A 19,723-nucleotide genomic window follows, 5' to 3' on the forward strand; every position below is an offset into this window, starting at 1 on the left:
AATATAATAACTTATATATGGAATGACTATGGAAATAAAATCGATGAACCAAAGCATAACTAATGATACGCCCAGGAAGGACTCTGTCGATACACCGGATTGTTTTGGAGAATTTAATAAAAAGAATAAACTTTGCTCAACATACTGCTCAATATCGATAAAATGCTGTGTTCTGCATAGTAAAAGTCCCAAAATTGATGTTTTGGAAAAAATATTAATCCAAAACCATTATGCAATAAAGCCACATTGATTTTGAATATTGGGGTGTTGGAAATGGATTTTTGGTGCTGAGTGCAAGAACTTTAGCAAAAAATCTTGCCGGGGTTTAATATATTCTGAGGATCAAATACTTTTTTAATCCCTTTCATCAGTTCAATTTGTGTTGTACCTATTTCCATGGGCAGGTATTTAATTTTGGTTATACCGACACCATGTTCTCCGGTAATGGTGCCCCCCAGATTCAAAGTCGCTTCAAAAAGTTCATCAACTGCTTTTTGGGCTCTTTTTGACTCATCTTTATCTGCTTTATGATACATGATATTACAATGAATATTTCCATCCCCTGCATGACCGAAACTGACCACTTTTAAACCGAACTTTTTTTGTAAATCCTGAGTCACCTGAACCATTTCAGGAATTTTATCAATGGGAACAACAATATCTTCATTGATCTTGTTGGTTGCAATTTTATACAGCACCGGTGACAATGCTTTTCTGGCGTCCCAAAGTTTTTGCGCCTCTGTTTGATCTTTTGCGACCATCACCTCCATAGCACCATAGGATAAACATAATTCTTTAATCTTTTTGGCATCTTTTTCAACATCCGCCATATCTCCATCCAGTTCTATGATCAACAGAGCTTTAATCCCTCTGGGCAACTCAAAACTGAGGGACTCTTGTACAAGATGCAGACAGGCTTCATCCAGATATTCAACACATCTTGGGACTACGGCTTCTCTCATAATATTGGATACGGTTTTCGCAGCCATTTGCATGCTGTCAAAAAACACAGCCATTGTTTTAACGGCATCCGGCTTGGGCAACAGCTTTAAGGTAATTTCAGTGACCACAGCCAATGTTCCTTCAGATCCTACAATCAATCGGGTCAGATCGTATCCGGCCACCCCTTTTGCAGTGGATACGCCGGTTTGAATCACCTCACCGGAAGGCAATACCGCCCTCAACCCCAGGACATAATCCCGTGTCACTCCGTATTTTACGGCCTTTGGCCCACCTGCACATTCACCGATATTCCCTCCAATTGTACACACGGATGAACTTGACGGATCAGGAGGATAAAACAGACCTTTTTGCTCTGCGATTTTGTGGATATCCGCGACAATCACACCTGGTTGAACCCTCACGATAAGATTGTTTTCATCAACATCAAAAATCTTATTCATACGGGTTGTTACCAGCACCAGTCCGCCTTTAACCGGCACTGCCCCTCCGGTCATCCCGGAACCCGTGCCACGGGGAACCACAATCAATCTTTCTTTTGATGCAAATTTTAAAATCCGGGAAACTTCTTTCTCAGACCCTGGAAAGATAACAGCATCAGGCAGAAAACATGTCCCTGTGGAATCATATGCGTAACACAACAGGTCTTCTTTTTCTCTGGTGCAATTTTGTTTTCCTGATATCTTTTGAAGCTGTCTGTAAAGAGTACCGGAAAGTCCCATTTAGAGTTTTCCTGCTTCGATTTTCTTGGAAAGATAGTTCATTTGCTCAAACAGAACCCCTTTTTGCTTTAACTCTTTTTCAACTGCATTGATGGAATATATGGCAGTCGCATGATACCGGTTAAAACTTGTGCCGATTTTTTTTATTGGTTGGTCTGTATATTTTTTGGAAAGAAAAATTGCCATTTGCCGTGGTTTTACAATTCTTTTTTTCCTGGAAGGCGATACGATATCTTCTTCTGAAAGCGAAAATTCTTTGCAAACCAGCTTTTTAATGGATTCAATCGAAATTCTTTTCTTTACATTGGTAATATTGGCCAACACGCTTTTTGCAAGCTCAATATCAATATTATATCCCATCAGCTGACCTTTTGCCGCCACACCAAACAGACCGCTTTCCAACTGCCGGACATCGTCACTTAATTCCTGGGCAATATACTCGGTCACATGATTGGGAATTTTACACCCGAAACTTTTTGATTTCTTTTTTAATATTCTGACTCGTGTTGAATAATCAGGTTTTCCAATTTCCGTAACAAGCCCAAGAGTTAATCTGGATCTTAGCTGATCATTGAGTTTTGGGATCTCATCTGGAAGCTCACACCCTGAAAATATAATTTTTTTATCCGCTTCAAGAAGATAATCCAATGTAACGGCAAGTTCACTTTGTGTTGCATCCTTGCCTGATAAAAAATGAACATCTTCTAAAATCAACACATCACATTTTCTTCTGAATTTCTCTTTAAACTGTTCTATAGTCTTATTTTTCAAAGAAAAAATCATCTCATTGGTAAAATCTTCCGCTGTTACATAATAGACTCTTTTTGACTGGCTGTTCTTAATAATATGATATCCGACAGCCTGGGACAAATGACTTTTTCCAAGACCTGTTTTTGATAAAAGATAAAGAATGCTTGATCCGTTGATGTTTCCCTGGGCAAGGGACAAAGATGCGGAATAGGCAAAATTTGAATTATCCCCTACAACAAAATCATCAAATGTAAATCCTTTTTTAAACATCCGTCCATTGTTAAATTTTAACTGTAGTCCTGGAAGCTCCAATTGTTTTGACCGGTTAGCCACCAGAGGAATGGCTGAAACAGTGTCTGAAGTTTTATTATTTTTCCCTGAACCTGTTTCTTTTTTGGAAGACACCTTAAAATCAATACGTATATCATCCACCCCTAATTTTGAAAATTCTTCTTTAAAAGTTAAAAGATAATTGTCTTTTAACCGTTTGATAAAATAGTCGTTAGGGCTGGACAATTCAAGATGATCCTGATCAAAATCCAGAAGTTCAACCGGGTCTATCCACATCCTATAACTATGATCAGGTAATGTTTTTTTAATACGGCCTTTTACTTCTGTCCAGCATGATTCTATATTTTTCAAAAAAAAGCCCTTTCTTCCAAATTGAAATACCGAATTTATACGGTAAATTTAATAATTAATGATGAATAAAATTGATGTTCGAAAAAGTATGAGGGTTTTTTTATTGAAATATCGAGTATTGGTCAAATCGAATCAACAGCATTAAATAAATATTAGATTTTAATTTGGCATCATTTTTCAACTATCTTATTTTATTTGATTTTTTTTCGTGAAACAAGATTTTCCCCTAACATTACAATTGGTTCGACAACCTGCTATATTTCCAAGAGATCTCTATGTGTCAAGGCAAAGTTTTAATTATTTGAAAAAAAATTTTCCTCTTATTTACTCTTGTTTTCTATTATTTCCTCCAAATTAAATTAAAATTTCTTTTTTTTTTCAATTCTTAATTTAATAAGGGTTTCACAATTTTGAACATAGTTTTGAACATAGTTTTGAACACAATTTATATTTACACTTTTATTTTCCAATAGTATATTGCACTTTGTTTTACAAAAATTTTCCTTAAATAACGGCCATGGCAGATTATGCTGCCACAATAAAGCATGAAAGATATTTGATTCCAACAGGTTAGAAGTTCTTTCATATAACTGTCACAAGCAGACCTGGTATTTCATCCTGGTTTGCCCACAACAAAGATTGAAAGTTGCTGTTTGGATTTTTTAAGGACTTTCATATAAAACATAAATATTTTAAAGGTATGGCTATTTATTATGAAACATTCAAACGCCCGGCACATTATCGGCATAACCATGGGAGACCCTGTGGGAATAGGTCCAGAGATACTTGTAAAAGCCTTAAACGATTCAACTCTTTATGCTGTGTGCAAACCGCTTATTCTTGGTGACTCCCATATTATAAAAAAGGCCTTAAGTCTTTTAAATATCAGCAACAATATTAATATCATAGACAACCCTGAACAAGGCAAATATCAATCCGGCACTCTGGATATCATGGATATTTCAACTATTGACACAAATCAATCCGATCTTTCATACCCAACAGTTGAAACCGGAACCGCCATGCAAAATTATATCACCTGTGCAATTGATCTTGCCCTTGCCGGACGTATTGCAGGTCTTGTCACTTGCCCCATCACAAAAACGGCCATGAAACTTGCCGGTTCTCAATTTCATGGCCACACAGAACTGCTGGCGCATCGGACAGATGCCAAAGAATACGCCATGATGCTGACCGGCAATAGGCTTAAAGTCATCCTGGTCACGATTCATATTCCGTTATCCCGGGTGTCTGAAAGTCTGACCACACAAGGGATTCTCAAGAAAATAAAACTGGCCCACACCTCTTTAAAAGACCGGTTCAATATTCCAATGCCAAACATTGCCGTTGCAGGACTCAATCCCCATGCCGGAGAAGAATCCATGTTTGGAAGAGAAGAAGAAGACATTATTGCGCCTGCGGTAATGCTTGCCAAAGAAGAAGGATTAAAGGTTACAGGCCCTCTGCCTCCGGATACTGTTTTTTACCAGGCCGTCAATGGCCGTTATGATGCTGTTATCTGCATGTACCATGACCAGGGTCTGATTCCATTTAAACTCATTCATTTTAAAGACGGCGTCAACACCACACTGGGCCTTTCAATTATCAGGACATCCGTAGATCACGGAACCGCCTATGATATTGCCTGGCAGGGAATTGCAGACCCTTCAAGCCTGATTCAAGCCGTTAAAACAGCCGCATTCCAGGCTCAAAACAGAAAACGAGAACAAATAGAAAACGAGAACAAATGGTAATAAATGGCTACAGATAAAATCATCATTGAGGGTGCAAGGGAACACAACCTTAAAAATATTAATGTAGAAATACCCAGAAACAGTTTTACGGTGATTACAGGACTTTCAGGGTCAGGCAAATCCACACTGGCTTTTGACACATTGTATGCCGAAGGCCGGCGACGGTATGTTGAGTCCCTGTCCACCTATGCCAGACAATTTTTAGGACAGATGGACAAACCCGATGTTGACTCTATCATAGGTCTTAGTCCCGCCATATCCATTGAGCAAAAAACCGCAAGCCACAACCCCAGATCAACGGTTGGCACGGTCACGGAAATTTACGATTATCTTCGATTATTATTTGCAAGAATCGGCAAGCCCTATTGTTATAAATGCGGTTCACCCATTTCTTCCATGTCCGTTGACCAGATAACAGACAGGGTCATGGCAATGGAAGAAAAATCAAAAATAATCATCTTGGCACCCTTGGTAACCGGACAAAAAGGTTCCCATGAAAAATTGTTTGCAAAGATAAAAAAAGATGGCTTTGCCAGGGTCAGAGTTGATTTTGACATCTATTTAATGGATGATATTCCCAAGCTTGAAAAAAACAAAAACCATGTCATTGATGTGGTTGTTGACCGCCTGGTCATTAAGGACGGTATTGAAAAACGCCTGGCAGACTCTTTGGAACTTGCGCTTTCCATGTCCGAGGGACAGGTCACTTTACTTGATCTCACCCATGACAAAGAAACCCTTTTCAGTGAAACAGCCTCCTGTGTTAAATGCGGAATCAGCTACCCTGAATTCACACCCGCGTCTTTCTCATTTAACTCGCCTCAGGGGGCATGCACAAAATGTGACGGGCTGGGATCAATAACCCAGTTTGATCCTGACCTGATTGTTCCTGATAAAAATCTTTCATTAAGACAAGGTGCGATCATCCCCTGGGAAAACAGGGATTCGGTTCAGTTCATGGAATTTCTTGATGCCCTGGTTACCCATTATAAAACCGATATTTATACGCCGTTTAAAGAGCTGTCTCCTGAATTTCAACAGGTGTTGCTGTATGGATCAAAAAAAGAAGAAATACCTTTTTATGTCGAGAGGATGGAAAAAAAAATTGTTTATAAAAAAACCTTTGAAGGCGTGATTCCAAATTTAAAAAAACGATATCATGAGGCAGACTCAGCTTACACAAAAGAATCGATAAAAAAATTTATGAACTATAAACCCTGCTCTTTTTGCAATGGGACTCGACTCAATAAAGCCTCGGGTTCCGTAAGGGTCGGGGATAAAACCATTTGGGAGATCACGTCTCTTTCAATCCGGCACTCAGGTGAGTTTATCTCGTCACTGAAGCTTAAAGACAAGGATAAAATCATTGCAGATCGAATTACCAAGGAATTGGCGGAACGGCTGGGTTTTTTACAGAACGTCGGCCTTGAGTACCTTACACTTGACCGTTCGGCTGCAACCCTGTCCGGCGGAGAGAGCCAGAGAATCCGGTTGGCCACCCAGATCGGATCAAAACTGACAGGGGTGCTTTATGTACTGGATGAACCCAGTATCGGGCTTCATCAACGGGACAACGCCAGATTGCTGGCCACCTTAATAAATCTTAGAAATCTTGGCAATACCGTTTTGGTTGTGGAACACGATGAAGAAACCATTCTTGCGTCCGATCATATAATTGATATCGGACCCGCAGCCGGGGTAAAAGGTGGTGAAGTGGTTTTTTCAGGTCCGCCGGAAGAGTTGATCAAAAGTGAAACCTCACTCACCGGCCTGTATCTGTCCGGAAAAAAAAGCATCCAAATTCCTGAAAAAAGAAGAAAAGGGACTGGAAAATTCTTAACCATTTACCAGGCAAATTCAAACAACCTTAAAAATATTGATGTTTCTTTTCCTTTGGGCTGTTTTACATGCGTTACAGGTGTTTCAGGTTCGGGAAAATCAACTCTTGTGTTGTCCACTCTTTACCAAATTCTTGCAAACCGGATCAACCTGTCCAAAAAAATGACCGGAAGTTTTCAAGATATCAAAGGTCTTGAACATATCGACAAGGTTGTCCACATTGACCAGTCTCCCATCGGAAAAACCCCCAGAAGCAATCCTGGCACGTATACCCAGGTCTTTAACCCCATACGGGATCTGTTTTCCAAAACCAGGGAAGCAAAGGCAAGGGGGTACAAACCCGGCCGGTTCAGCTTTAATGTTAAGGGCGGCAGGTGTGAGGCCTGTTCAGGGGATGGTATCATTAAAATTGAAATGCATTTTCTGCCCGATGTTTATGTGGCGTGTGATGTCTGCAAAGGGAAACGCTATAACAGGGAAACCCTGGATATCAAATATAAAGATAAAAATATTGACCAGGTTCTTAATATGACAATTAACCAGGCAGTACGGTTTTTTGAAAATATTTCATCCATCCGTACCAAGCTTTCCACCCTTCAGGAAGTGGGCTTAGGGTATATAAAACTTGGGCAGGCGGCCACAACCTTGTCAGGGGGTGAGGCTCAGAGAATAAAGCTGGCAAAAGAGCTGACCAAAAAAGGAACCGGAAAAACCATATATATATTGGATGAGCCCACCACAGGACTGCATTCAGATGATATTAACAAATTATTGTTTGTCCTGAACAAACTTGTGGATGCAAACAATACAGTGGTGGTGATAGAACACAACCTTGATGTCATAAAATGTGCGGATCACGTCATTGATCTTGGGCCGGAAGGCGGCGAGAAAGGCGGGCAAATTGTTGCATTGGGAACGCCCGAAAATATTGCTGAAAACAAAAAATCCTACACAGGCTTTTACCTTAACAAGATGCTAAAAAAATTCAAAACAGCATCTTATCCTTACACATCGGATTGATTATTTAATTGATTAGTTAAAGAATACAGACATCTGAATCGCAAGGACAGGCTCCGTCCACTTCACAGGCGTATGCAATCCTTGAGGCCTGATCAAACCTGACCGTTTTAACCGGTTCAAACAAAAAAGATGACATATTTTTTTCCACTGCGTTTTTATCAGGCAAATTTTTAAGCCCGGTTGCAACGACCTTTCCTGAATTCCCATCAATAATCTCGGCATCCTCACCGTTTGTGATCACTACAATCGGAACCTGGTACGGTTTGATTATTCTGGACAGGGCCAGTGTAGAAAGCCTTCTGGTAACCAGCGAGCCTGGCGCGAACTTGATCAATGCAATGATTTTTTTCTTGTGCCGGACAAGAAAATCAATTTTTACGGAAGCTTTTTTCTCTCCTGCAGCAACTTCAAGATTTACATTGCTTTGAATATCTTTTTTTTCAAACCCGCAGACTGATACAAGATGTTTTGCAATTTTCTGCCGGTATCGTTCATCAAGAGTGTCTGCCAAAACAGCACCGGTCAAAAAATCATTGAGCTTTCCAAGAATTAAATGATGAGGGTTAGATTGAGTTTCCATTTATGCTTCACCTATGTTTATGGTTAACTAACGGCCATGACAGATCACCCTGCCACGACAAAAAAAGATTCATCCAAATTTTGCCGACTCCGAAAATGGAGTTACTTTAATATTAAAACAATCAATAAAGATTACAAGCCTTGTGTTGAATAAACACGGATTACCTCACCCACACTCTTCTTTTTGATGTAACGGTTATTTATGGTTAATTTTAGTTTAAATTCTATTTATTTCTTGACTTAGCTCAAAGTGAAAACTATAGATAACGGTGTTTTATAATAATTAATAGGAGAAAATATAATGAAAAATCAAATGTTCAACCTGACATCTGTCTTTATCTGGCCTGTTTTATGCGCCTTAATCCTGTATCCATTTTCCGCACAAGCTGCACCAACCGGCAAGCTGACCATTTTTCATGCGGGAAGTTTAACCGTACCGTTTGCAAAGATTGAAAAAGCATTTGAAGCCAAATATCCCGGAGTTGACGTACAGCGTGAAGCCGGCGGCAGCACAAAAATGGCACGCCTTATTTCAGAAGTCGGCAAAACCGCCGACATCATGGCATCTGCAGATTACACAGTTATTGATAATAACCTGATCCCGAAATTTGCCGACTGGAATGTGCGGTTTGCCACAAACCAGCTGGTTCTGTGTTACACAGACCAAAGCAGGTATTCAAATCAGATCAATGATAAAAACTGGTATGAAATTTTACAAAAAAAAGATGTGGTCTGGGGCCATTCCGATCAGAATATTGATCCCTGCGGATACCGCAGTATTATGGTGTTGCAGCTGGCTGAAAAATTTTACAATATCGACGGACTTTATCAAAAACTCATTGACAATCGTCCCCAGAAAAACATCCGGCCCAAATCCGTTGAACTGGTCAATCTGCTGAAAACCGGGAACATGGATTATGCCTGGGAATACATGTCAGTGGCTATTCAGCATGAATTAAAATTTGTAACGCTTAACGATCACATCAACCTTGGCAATTACAAATATGACGACTTTTACAAACAGGCCCAGGTAAAAGTCACGGGTAAAAAACCCAACACATGGATTACAAAAAAAGGAAAATCCTGCACATACGGGATTACCCTTATTAAAGACGCTCCCAATCCTGAGGCGGCAAAAGCCTTCTTAAGCTTTCTTCTTTCTTCCGAGCATGGTTTAAAGACTTTAAAAGAGATGGGACAGCCTCCTTTTATTCCCTGCCGTGTGCCGACCCAGGAGATGGCGGCCAAACTTCCGTCTGAAATCAAATCCCTGGTTGAAGTAAAAAATTAGATCAATGAAACGGATCGAACCCTTAAACTGGCTGTTCATGTTTTTAAGCCTGCCGTTGATTCTTCTTCTGACATTGCCTCTGATTAAAATGACATTTGAACCCACTTTTGAAATGCTCATAGAGACAATATCAGACAAGGATGTAGTGGCTGCCATCGCAAGATCCATAAGCCTGTCTCTTTGTGCAGGCATTCTTTCTTTTGCAATGGGAACCCCTCTTGCGTATCTTCTGGCCAGAAAGAGCATCATGGGGAAAAAAATAATAGAGGGGATCATTGATTTACCGATCATGATCCCCCATCCTGTTGTGGGTATTGCCATTCTCAGCCTTGCCGGAAGAAACCATCCCATTGGCAGGTTCCTGTCTGAATTTGGAATCCAAATCATGGGCACCCGGACCGGTATTGTCTGTGTGTTGCTCTTTGTGGGTCTTCCATTTTATGTAAACACTGTAAAAGCAGGTTTTGACAGCGTCCCGGTCCGACTTGAAAACGCCTCCCGCACACTTGGTGCGGGAGCATTCTCAACCTTTATGCGCATCACATTTCCGCTGACCTGGCGGCACATGATACTGGGCATCATCATGTGTACGGCCAGGGCAATCAGTGAATTCGGAGCGGTTGTCATCGTGGCCTATCATCCTATGACCGCACCTGTTATGATCTATGAAAGATTTACGGCTTACGGACTGAAATACTCACAACCCATTGCTGTCTGGCTGATTATCATTTCATTTATTTTATTTGTTGTTTTGCGAATGCTGTCACGATCAATTAATCAATCATAAACCTTATTAAAAATTAAAAAAACAATAATAGTATCCATAAAAACATGATCCGTCTAAAAAACATCAGCCTGACCTTGCCTGACTTCACATTGGAGGAAATAAACCTTCATATAAAAAAGAATGACTTTTTTGCATTGATCGGTCCCACAGGCTCTGGAAAGTCTTTGCTGCTTGAGGGAATGATTGGGCTTATCCCGTTTTCAAGCGGGAATCTATTGCTTGAAAACCATGACAGCACAACCATGGCTGTTGAAAAACGAAACCTTGCCATTGTTTACCAGGATTTTGCATTGTTTCCCCACCTGGATGTGACACAAAATATATTTTATGGTGTGTCCTATCACAAAATCCCCAGGCAGACCGCCCAAAAAAGGTTTGATGCCCTTGTCTGCACACTGGGACTGGAAAAAATAACCAGGCGTCGTCCGCAAAATTTGAGCGGTGGTGAAAAACAGCGGGTTGCCCTTGCTCGATCTCTGATTTTAAATCCCAGGGTGCTGCTTTTAGATGAACCCTTATCTGCGTTGGACCCGGTATTTCACGAAGAGGCCAAACAACTGTTAAAAAAAATCCACGCTGACCTGGAGATCACCATCATAATGGTATCCCATAATTTTTCAGATGTGCTGTATCTTGCCAACAGGGGCGCAATCATAAAAAACGGCCGAATCATGCAGCAAGGCGAAATCGTAACCATATTTGAAAGACCTAATTCAAAATTTACAGCTTCTTTTGTCGGAATGAAAAATATCAATCCCATCAGTAAACTAAACGGCGAAATAATTTTAAAAGACAAGAACATTAAAATAACACCTGCCCACAAACCCGGTAACACGGATAAATATATGGGCATTAGACCCGAAGACATTTCTTTAAACACCTTTGATTCAAACAATTTTAAAAACTGCTTTGAGGGACAAATTAAAAGAATAACAAGTAATGGTGTTTTTTTAAATATTTATATTCAAACTCAAAATTTTGAGTTTGAAGCAATTTGGCCGCGAAGCTATATTCGGGATCATGACCTGGATATTGGCAAACGCGTCAGGTTTGGATTTCACCCCGAATCCGTCCATACCTTTTGAATAAGGTTCTCAAACTCCAAAAAATAAAACAAAGACCTTTCAAAACCAAGGGCTGTTGTTAAAAAACAGACAGATAACTTTTAATTTTAAAACAATGACTTAACCACACTAAATGAAAAAGAACAAAAAATGTCCTATATTGTGAATTTTTTTTCACAGTGGATGTGAACTATTTTTCATAATCTTTAATCTTCCTGAGAGTACCTGTTAATTTTCACGCTTAATAAAGGATGATTTCCAATTTATTTAAAAAAATATTTTTTCTGGTCAGTATCTATAATTGCATCATTATTGCAATATTGACGATTGTACTTTTCAAGAATATAAAATTACAAATTTACGAAATTAAAATTTTAAAAAACAGGAGGGGATCACTACCAAAAGAGACACTGGCATTATAATTGCTTATATAATTGCTTAGTATATTGACATATATTTAAAATTAATACGATAGGAGGTGATTACAAAATTGGGAAACCATATAAAATGGGAACGTTTGAATGTTGAAATCCAAACATTCAAACCATCGGGAATTAATGTTACCCCAAATTAAAAAGGAGGTTCAAATTTTATAAGAGTTTGGGACACAAATCAAAAATTTTGATACAAAAAGAAACATGAATACTCCTTTTCAAAAAGTTACTCCCATTATACAACTCTGAAATTGAATGACATTCTATAAGCCAAACCACACAACAAGTGGGAAGTATCTTGCATAAGTTATCTCTGTTACCACTCCGCTATCTGTATTAGTATCTGATTTATATACAAATTCAATTCGGCTATAACGGCACAAATATTGCTTATTAAATATCAATTTTTATGAAACCTTAAAAAATCCCCCCTCAACAAAAAAAGTTGAGCTAATACAATTAATTTTAAGGATCGCTACCGGTGGCGATCGGAAATAGAGGGCACCATGAGCGAGTCAAAATCCCAACATACTGTTTGGGTTGAAAATAAATTTTTATGAGGACATCAATTTAAACCAGCAAAAAAGGAGAAGGATTATGAAAAGAAAAATAATCTGCTTAGCTGCTTTTTTTTTAGCATTTATCATGGTGCAGATTGTAAATGCAGCGGGGCCTGTCGCCGGGTTATTCCTTGTTGATTCGCCAACCCTGCTTTCCGATAATAGTGCCGAGATATTTATAGACAAGAACTCAGATGGCGAAGTTACACCAGGGGATATTCTTGTGACGATAACCGGTATAACGACCATCCATAGTACCACGATCGGATCCGGCACTGCCTACAACGAAGTAACCGCCCTTACGGCCATTAAAATCTTATCAAGTAACAACACAGATGTTGGACCAGTGGGACCGGACGATAGCTTTGGTGATCAAAATATCGATCTGTATGAGTTTCTCGCAGGGCCGGTTGGCCCAGCAGATTCAGCCTGGTTTAACTGGTCAACGGGAGAAATCAACTTGGATGGGGCGGGGACGGCGGAATTTACCTTCACACCGGTTTCAGGTGCTTCAAATGACGGAATATTATTGGGATTTGTGTATGAAGATTCTGCACAAAACTATAACCGGTCAATAGGGATACAAGAAGGCTTAACCGCCACATCCGACGGGGATTTGCGGCTTACTATAGGGCTTATCCCCGAAAACAGTGATTTTCTTTCTGTAAGAGCCCCTCTTTACCCCGGCGCTTTCGGAGCCATCACGTCATCAACTGCAATAGACAATACAAATATCTCTCTCGATGCCACAATTCTTACTCAAAATTGGGCACCCCTGAATTTCAACGACAATTTCACCGGTGGTAACGGCGGATTTTCCAGCCCGGAATCGAGCAGCCAATGGCCAATTTACGACAACCTGGATTTTACTGTTACAGTCGTCTCAGAAGTCATTCCGGGAGAGTGCAGGATGACAGGCGGAAATGCGACGGTCAGCCCCGCTGTTGGTGCCGATGGACTGCCAACATGGACCTATCTTTATGAGGGCGAGGATAACGACTACTGGATAACCACCGGAGGGCAGATCGGTGCGCCCTCAGGAGGTGAGTCTCGTGGGCACTGGACCCATACGCAGCACGGCGGTGCCGAAGGCAGCTTTGGCTTCCACTCCGGCACATCATCTGCGCCTGAAGGAACTGAGATCAGTACAATTGAATGCGCGGATCCGGGCTGGTGCGTGCAGGCCCGTTGTGCTCCCTTCAAGCAGATTTTCTGGACAGGAATCGGTATTTTTGCCTTCCAGCATTTTGATGCGGAATTGCCGGGCGTTGTTCCTTACAAAAAGAATAACCCGGCCAGTACCTTTCATTATTACAGAGCCATGGTAGGCGATTTCGGAGAAAACGACAGGCCCACGAGGGAAGCATCACTTATCGACGAGAACACGGACGGCTGCAACTGGATAGACAGACTCAAAGAGGCCGGTTTTGATACCCCTCCCGGACCCTACGAAGCCTCTGATGCTGTTTTTCTGGATAGTGAGCCGGATCCTCAATTTGGCGATAAAGGCGGACAAATCTGCGACAAATGCCCCGATTACTATCAGATCGAGATTTACGCCAAAGGAGATCCGAACGATCCGGGAGAGATCATTTACAAATTTCAGGGCTTTCTGGAGCATGGCAACTATCAGATACACCCTGAAACAGGTGAAAAATGTCCGGCAATTATTGAGCTGATTCCGGAGCTTTTTGAATCAAAAAAATAAAAACAGAACCGTTGGCGAGGAGTCACTCCAATCACAGACAAAGGGCTCCTTGCCGGCACATCACACATAAATTGTGAAGGGAGGTGATAAATTAGGCAACGATACTCAATTATGATTTTTTTATCTGTTCTAATTTTAAACTAAAGGAGAAAATACAAATGAAACTCAAAGCGATTTTATCAGTTTTTTTATTTGTATCAATGTGTTTCGCTACAAGCGCTGCTGCCTTATCGGTTTCTCCCCTGATTGACACCACAGGGGGGAGTACCCTTTTTTCAGACAACAGTGCTGATTATTTTATCAACGTAGATGGTTCGGTCTCGGGGGGTGGTACTGCAACGGTTACCACGGGTGATATCCTTTTTACAATGGTCGGCATAAATACCATTGGTGATACCACCATCGGCAGTGGAACCTCGTATAATGAAGTAACTGGGTTTACCGCAGTTAAAATTGCAACCGCTAGTGATGTTGATTTGGGTCCTGCAGGCCCCGACGACAGCTTTGGAACCCAAGCCATTGATCTGTTTCAATACACTGCAACGCCCCTGACTGCTGCAGATGCTATATACTTCAATTGGGCGACCGGTCAAATCAACACAGATGGCGCTGGCGCTGCTGAATTTACATTTGCGACCGACGGCAAGACCACCAATGATGGGAACTTCCTGGGTTGGGTGTTTGAGGATGCCGGGCGGGATTATAACAGGGATGGCACCGTTCAGGCGGGGATCGATTCAGCAGTAGGTGGAGATCTTCGCCTTTGGCTGGATATGTCAAATGCAGGTGATTTCCTGTCTGTAATAGCACCTTTTGACCTTGGCGATTTCGGAAGCATCCCGAATTCAACCGCAATAGACAATGCAAATATTGCGCTGGATGCGACTATCCGAGACTATGATTGGGGATCGCTTATCTTTGGATCTAACATTACCGGCGGAAATGGCGGTTTTTCATCACCAACTGACAGTTCAAGCTGGCCGGCTTTTGACAATCTTGACTTCACACTTACCGCTAGCATCCCTGAGCCTGCCACATTGGCATTGTTTGGTATCGGCTTGCTTTCAATCGCTGCAGTGGGCCGAAGACGTAAAGGCTAAAAAAGCAGACACTTCATTTTTTTGAAGTATCGTCTCAAATGATAATGGGAACTTCCTTAAAAAGAAGCTCCCATTATTTTTATCCGCAGTCTTATGATTATTTGGTGATGCTTAATAAAGGAGATTCCCTTTGTGTTCTTCTGGAATTTTTATCGCAGGTTCCCATCCTGAAAAACATCAGATAATGCAAGCCTTTGTTGATGCCTTTAATTTGATTCAAACTGTTTTGAAATGTTTGAATCCATTGTTGATGATCAGATCTGAACTGGTGCGCCCCATCAGCAGCCAAATGATTTAAAAGAAAGACAAACCCGGCCATGGGCTGCAAAGAGAGACCAAGTGAATTTGCCTTGATCCAAAATCTTTCCATGATTCTGCCGCCGGCAACGTAGGTTTCAGGCTTCCTTTTTTTTATTGCTATCAACCCATATGCCGGAGACGATTTCAGAAGTCTGACGGAATTCAATGCTGCCATGCGGCTTGCACCAAATTTATTCATAAATTGCATCTTCTTCCAGTCAGACATCAAAGGGAAGATTAATTGTTGTATGTAATTCAAACCAAGGACATCTAAATTCATGCCGTCTTTTTTATGGCCTTTACTCAAATTTAACCATTGAAACAGACCGTTGTGCAGTCTTTCTTCTTCAAACAGTACCCGATCTGCATCAAACACGATTTTCTGCAATATTTTTTTATCTTTCGCATTATCGATCCATATTAATTCAGCCTCAGATGTTTGAGCGACCAACTCTTTTAATGCAGTAAAAATTTTTTGATCAATTTCTTTTTTAGCATAAGGTTCCCTGTTTACACATCTTGACAAAACACAAGAAAAAAGAGGATCTTCCCTGATCCTTTCAACAACGAATTTTAAATCAATAATGATATCTGAATCATAGCCAGCCGGAAACAACTCTATTTGGGTTTTTAATCCAAAATGAGATGCGGCAATGGATATGTTTTCCATTAAAGCGCCGAAGGTCAGGTATGTTGATTCCTGGTTAACATCATAAAAAAAACCGCACTTTTCCGGATCTTTAAGCAGAGACAGCACATTACCATCCCATACAAATTTCCATGGCTGACAATTATCTGCAGAAGGCGCCCATATCCCGACAGTTATTATGTATTTAAGGATGTCTTCCGGGATACCATTGTTAAAGTTTTCCGGAATGGGCGGAATATCTATTTTGGGTGGCATGAATTTTTTATTTTTTTCAAGTATATTTTTTATTATAAACATCTTTATTATCTGCAAGGGATTTTTATTTCCCATAAAAAGACGACCTTTACGTAGTTTCTGAAGATAAGGATCATACTGAACATAATACGGCACAGGTTTTATTGTTCCTTTTTTTAAAATAATCTTTAAACTTTCAGTTGCTGCCATGCCGGAACAAATCTGACAGGCAATGTTTAAAGACGGGCCGGCCTTTGACTCAAGATCAACTTTTTTCAAATTCATATATCGGATGTGGGTCGGTTTTGGAGAAAGCCCTATAGCAAAAGAAAGATACTTATCTTTATCTTTCAGACCATCTCGTATATTAAAATATTCATCAAAGCCCATTCCATCAGGGGAGAAGACAAGCATAGCAGAACTGAAACCCATGGGACCGGCTGTAATGACATAAATCCCTTTTTCAGCGGCCTTATTAAAAAGCAGTCTTCTGATATCAAATTTAAAAAAATCAAGTCCGTCTATGACAACTTCCACCCCGTCAAGGAATCGATCCATATTTGATTCATTTATCCCATCCTTGAAAAGAGAAATCTCAAGATAGGGGTTAATGGAAAGGGCCTGTTCTTTCATCACTTCTATTTTAGGTCTTCCAAAATCCGGTACCCTGGCGCCAAACTGACGATTGATATTAACAGGCTCATACACATCAAAATCTGCAATATGAAATTTGCCGACCCCTGTCCTGGCCATAGTGATCAGATGAATTCCCCCTACTCCGCCCATGCCGGGGATTGCAATTTTAGCATGGGAAAGCTTTTTTTGTTCTTTCAGGGTTAACAGGCCGATATTTCTGGCAAATGCCTGGGAAATATATTCTTCCTTGTTTGTAATCCCATAATTTTCAAGTGTTTCAAACATGGAATCAGGTTCCATTTTTTATCTCCTTAATCTTTATAAAACTCAACTCCCATACCAGACAAAAGGAGTGCCACAGAAGGAAGAATCAGAATATCACCAATAACTGCTGTTACCATAATAATTGAGCTGAGAACCCCGAAATTGATTGTGGGTACAAACCGGCTGAATACCATCACTCCGAAGCCTATGCATAAAATCAGGGAAGAAAGAAGAATTGCCCTGCCTTTAAACAAAATTGAATTTTTTACTGAGTCTTTGATATCTTTCCTCTTTGAAAGATTGCGCTTAAACTCGGAAAGGAAATGAATGGTATCATCCACGGCAATACCAATGGCAACAGCTGCGATCAAAGCTGTGGCCGTGTTCAAGGGAATTTTAAACAGTCCCATGATCCCGAAATTAAACAAAATTGGAAAAAGATTAGGGATGATGCTGATTGTTCCCATTGAAAAGGATCTCAAAACAAAAAACATGATGAGAATAATAATTCCGGCGGCAGCGGAAAGGCTGTAGATCTGACCTTTTACAAGTGCATCAATGGTATTTACGTCCTGTAGAGCCCTTCCCGTGATTCGAATTTCCATGCCATTGGGTTTAAGATTATTGATAAATTCGTCAATTTTCTTAATGATCATCTCCTGGATTCTGGTTGAATGCTCTGACAATCTTACAGAAATCTTAGCATGATCAAATGATTCATTTACAAAATCATTGATATCATCCGAGTCATACATGAGAAGATATTGAGAGATCAGCGCTTTTGAGTCTGGAATACTCAAATATTTCAAATTTTCATTATGGAAGGATTGATTCATATCCTTTATGAAATCAACAAAGGAAAGGGTTTTGTCAACTCCTTCAAGACTATTGATGTACATCTGAATCTTCTCAACAACTTTTAATTTATCAGGATTTTTAAAAGCATCTTCCTGAGCAGAACTGATGGAAATGTCCAACGTCACCATACCTGCCAGGTTGCCTTCAACAAAATCAGAAGATATTCGGACCCCACTGTTTTTTTTAAAATAATCAAGAAGATTAGTTTCAACCTGGATCCTGGAAGAAAACCAAATTGATCCCATAATGATAAAAAGCCCGAAACAACAAATCAGTTTAAAATTATTGACAACAAAGTTTGATATTTGCCCAAGAATCCTGTGTATTTTTTTCTCCTTTTGTTTATCCTGGAATATTTTCTTTTCATTTAAAATAAGAATAAGCGGCGGTAGAAACACAAAAGAAAAGAAAAACTCAAAAATCATTCCGCAAGCTGCAACAAGTGCAAAATCCTTTATGGGCGGAATGTCACTTAAGTATAATGAAAGAAATCCAACGGCCGTTGTAAGAGTTGTTAAAAAACAGGGCGCAATAACTTTTTTCAAAACATGGGCCAGGGCTTTTTCTTTTGTTCCAAACCTCACCAAAAGATCTTTGTTTAAATGGGAAAAAATATGTACCGTATCACAAAGGGCCAACGCCATGACAACTGGCGGGACTATTGTTGTGACATTATTCAGGGTTATATCAAAAACAGGAAACAACCCCATAGTGGACCCCATGCATATTGATATATTAAGGATTGCAATAAGGGTAAGCCATATATTACGGAAAAAGAAAAAAACGGCAAGAGTGATAAAAAGGTATGTAATGGGTATGAACGTTGCTATATCCTTTTTCATATACTGGCTTAAATACAAATTTGTTGTTGTCCAGCCAGCCATATAAATTTTACCGGTTCGGCTCTTGTAGTTATCAAGAATTTTTTCACATTTCCCAATAAGCCTTTTTCTATACCCAGGGTCATCAGGCTTGTCATAAACGGAAATAATAATTGCGGTTGTTTTCCCGTCAGACGAGATAAGATTGTTAACATACAGAGGATTGGTCAGGGCGCTTGTTTTTAGTTTGTCAAGATACTCTCTGCTATCGGACATTTCTTCAAGAAACTTTTGAACAATAAAAAAATCATTTTCCCCTATTGTATCATTAACATTGGCAAGACTTTTGACCTCCCGCAATTCTTCAATCTGCTCAAGGTCGTCGGTGATGTCTTTTAAAATCGTCAGAGTATCATATGTAAAGATATTCTCTTTTTTAAAGGCTATAATAAAAAATTCATCGTTACCAAAAATTTCTTTGATATCATCATAAAACTCGATATCCGGATCATTTTCCAGGGTGAAATAATCGACATTATCTACTGTTTTGATTTTGGGAAGATACACAACAAAGGGGATTGAAATCAAAAGTGAAAGTATTAAAAAAAAAACCTTGTGTTGTGTAATTTTATCCATATAAAAAACAGGCATAATTCCTTAAAATATCTTGACAAACGGCCTATAAAAATAAATTATAAAACAATGACCATTTAACAAATATATTCAATTCAGTCAATTCTAAACAGGACTA

General features: G+C 39.9%; 12 protein-coding genes. 7 read left to right on the top strand and 5 right to left on the bottom strand.

The window, feature by feature from the left end; genetic code table 11:
* Positions 1-302: 302 nt before the first annotated feature.
* Both TOL2_RS12295 and dnaA read right to left on the bottom strand, forming a co-directional pair.
* Positions 303-1,682, bottom strand: coding sequence for an FAD-binding oxidoreductase (locus tag TOL2_RS12295; protein ID WP_014957761.1), 1,380 nt, complete (start codon positions 1,680-1,682; stop codon positions 303-305).
* The gene (gene dnaA / locus TOL2_RS12300; protein WP_014957762.1) at positions 1,683-3,074 is read right to left on the bottom strand and encodes a chromosomal replication initiator protein DnaA; all 1,392 of its coding nucleotides are present in this window, start codon (positions 3,072-3,074) and stop codon (positions 1,683-1,685) included.
* Positions 3,075-3,787: 713 nt separating this feature from the next.
* Between dnaA and pdxA the strand changes: the two genes are divergently transcribed.
* Together pdxA and uvrA are read left to right on the top strand one after the other, a co-directional pair.
* On the top strand, positions 3,788-4,828 hold the full coding sequence (gene pdxA / locus TOL2_RS12305; protein ID WP_014957764.1) for a 4-hydroxythreonine-4-phosphate dehydrogenase PdxA: 1,041 nt from the start codon (positions 3,788-3,790) through the stop codon (positions 4,826-4,828).
* 3 nt (positions 4,829-4,831) lie between these two features.
* On the top strand, positions 4,832-7,687 hold the full coding sequence (gene uvrA, locus TOL2_RS12310) for an excinuclease ABC subunit UvrA (RefSeq protein ID WP_014957765.1): 2,856 nt from the start codon (positions 4,832-4,834) through the stop codon (positions 7,685-7,687).
* Between the two features lie 16 nt (positions 7,688-7,703).
* Here uvrA and TOL2_RS12315 read toward each other — a convergent pair whose 3' ends face one another.
* Positions 7,704-8,267, bottom strand: coding sequence for a type I restriction enzyme HsdR N-terminal domain-containing protein (locus tag TOL2_RS12315; protein ID WP_014957766.1), 564 nt, complete (start codon positions 8,265-8,267; stop codon positions 7,704-7,706).
* 300 nt (positions 8,268-8,567) lie between these two features.
* Here TOL2_RS12315 and wtpA point away from each other — a divergent pair, with 300 nt between their 5' ends.
* The 5 genes from wtpA to TOL2_RS25245 all read left to right on the top strand — a co-directional run bounded on the left by wtpA (position 8,568) and on the right by TOL2_RS25245 (position 15,210).
* Positions 8,568-9,557, top strand: a complete 990-nt coding sequence (wtpA, locus tag TOL2_RS12320) for a tungstate ABC transporter substrate-binding protein WtpA (protein WP_148278110.1) — start codon at positions 8,568-8,570, stop codon at positions 9,555-9,557.
* A 4-nt stretch (positions 9,558-9,561) separates the two neighbouring features.
* Complete coding sequence (locus TOL2_RS12325) at positions 9,562-10,344, top strand: ABC transporter permease (protein ID WP_014957768.1); 783 nt, start codon at positions 9,562-9,564, stop codon at positions 10,342-10,344.
* Positions 10,345-10,388: 44 nt separating this feature from the next.
* Complete coding sequence (locus TOL2_RS12330) at positions 10,389-11,429, top strand: ABC transporter ATP-binding protein (protein ID WP_014957769.1); 1,041 nt, start codon at positions 10,389-10,391, stop codon at positions 11,427-11,429.
* 1,010 nt (positions 11,430-12,439) lie between these two features.
* Positions 12,440-14,110, top strand: coding sequence for a hypothetical protein (locus tag TOL2_RS12335; RefSeq protein WP_014957770.1), 1,671 nt, complete (start codon positions 12,440-12,442; stop codon positions 14,108-14,110).
* Positions 14,111-14,268: 158 nt separating this feature from the next.
* Entirely contained in the window at positions 14,269-15,210 is a 942-nt protein-coding gene (locus TOL2_RS25245; RefSeq protein WP_014957771.1) for a PEP-CTERM sorting domain-containing protein, read from the top strand.
* A 97-nt stretch (positions 15,211-15,307) separates the two neighbouring features.
* Here TOL2_RS25245 and TOL2_RS12345 read toward each other — a convergent pair whose 3' ends face one another.
* Entirely contained in the window at positions 15,308-17,329 is a 2,022-nt protein-coding gene (locus tag TOL2_RS12345; RefSeq protein ID WP_014957772.1) for a ThiF family adenylyltransferase, read from the bottom strand.
* Positions 17,330-17,340: 11 nt separating this feature from the next.
* Positions 17,341-19,623, bottom strand: a complete 2,283-nt coding sequence (locus tag TOL2_RS12350; protein WP_014957773.1) for an efflux RND transporter permease subunit — start codon at positions 19,621-19,623, stop codon at positions 17,341-17,343.
* Positions 19,624-19,723 lie beyond the last annotated feature (100 nt).

Origin of the sequence: Desulfobacula toluolica Tol2, assembly GCF_000307105.1 — a bacterium.
Taxonomy (GTDB): domain Bacteria; phylum Desulfobacterota; class Desulfobacteria; order Desulfobacterales; family Desulfobacteraceae; genus Desulfobacula; species Desulfobacula toluolica.

Bases quoted from the DNA above. Each gene is read 5' to 3' on its own strand.
- TOL2_RS12315 (WP_014957766.1), bottom strand. From the start codon at position 8,267: ATGGAAACTCAATCTAACCCTCATCATTTAATTCTTGGAAAGCTCAAT.
- TOL2_RS12345 (WP_014957772.1), bottom strand. From the start codon at position 17,329: ATGGAACCTGATTCCATGTTTGAAACACTTGAAAATTATGGGATTACA.
- uvrA (WP_014957765.1), top strand. From the start codon at position 4,832: ATGGCTACAGATAAAATCATCATTGAGGGTGCAAGGGAACACAACCTT.
- TOL2_RS12350 (WP_014957773.1), bottom strand. From the start codon at position 19,623: ATGCCTGTTTTTTATATGGATAAAATTACACAACACAAGGTTTTTTTT.
- TOL2_RS12325 (WP_014957768.1), top strand. From the start codon at position 9,562: ATGAAACGGATCGAACCCTTAAACTGGCTGTTCATGTTTTTAAGCCTG.
- TOL2_RS12295 (WP_014957761.1), bottom strand. From the start codon at position 1,682: ATGGGACTTTCCGGTACTCTTTACAGACAGCTTCAAAAGATATCAGGA.
- TOL2_RS12330 (WP_014957769.1), top strand. From the start codon at position 10,389: ATGATCCGTCTAAAAAACATCAGCCTGACCTTGCCTGACTTCACATTG.
- pdxA (WP_014957764.1), top strand. From the start codon at position 3,788: ATGAAACATTCAAACGCCCGGCACATTATCGGCATAACCATGGGAGAC.
- TOL2_RS12335 (WP_014957770.1), top strand. From the start codon at position 12,440: ATGAAAAGAAAAATAATCTGCTTAGCTGCTTTTTTTTTAGCATTTATC.
- wtpA (WP_148278110.1), top strand. From the start codon at position 8,568: ATGAAAAATCAAATGTTCAACCTGACATCTGTCTTTATCTGGCCTGTT.
- TOL2_RS25245 (WP_014957771.1), top strand. From the start codon at position 14,269: ATGAAACTCAAAGCGATTTTATCAGTTTTTTTATTTGTATCAATGTGT.